The organism is Sulfurovum zhangzhouensis (genome assembly GCF_030347965.1).
GTDB lineage: Bacteria > Campylobacterota > Campylobacteria > Campylobacterales > Sulfurovaceae > Sulfurovum > Sulfurovum zhangzhouensis.
In genome coordinates this window covers 1-458 of record NZ_JAQIBD010000016.1, presented here as the reverse complement: position 1 = coordinate 458, position 458 = coordinate 1, and the positions used below count along the sequence as shown (strand labels likewise).

General features: G+C 38.4%; 1 rRNA gene. It reads right to left on the bottom strand.

Annotated elements, in window-relative coordinates:
* Positions 1–236 (bottom strand): 23S ribosomal RNA (locus tag PGH07_RS11425); the annotation flags it as partial.
* Positions 237–458 lie beyond the last annotated feature (222 nt).

The following is a 458-nucleotide window of genomic DNA, read 5'->3' as shown; positions in this document are numbered from 1 at the left end:
TCGCCGCTACTAAGGGAATCTCGGTTGATTTCTTTTCCTGTGGGTACTGAGATGTTTCACTTCCCCACGTTCGCTCTCCTAAGAGTGACATGCATCACTACATGCCGGGTTGCCCCATTCGGAAATCCACGGATCAAAGCTTCTTGGCAGCTCCCCGTGGCTTATCGCAGCCTAGTACGTCCTTCATCGCCTCTCCTGGTCTAGGCATCCACCATCTGCCCTTAGATTAATTTATTTAATTCTAAGGTACTACCTTATTAAATGCAATCTGAGTCATTGTTACATGATTCATCTTTCTTTAATAAAAGTATGCTTTTATGAGTTTGCACTTGGAAGATATTATCAATATTTCTATTAACAATATTTCTAGTTAAATTGTAATTTTTTTGTAGTAATGATCTCTCATTACCGCAACATTACGTTAGACTCTTAACAATAGTAAGTTAAAAAACATTTAG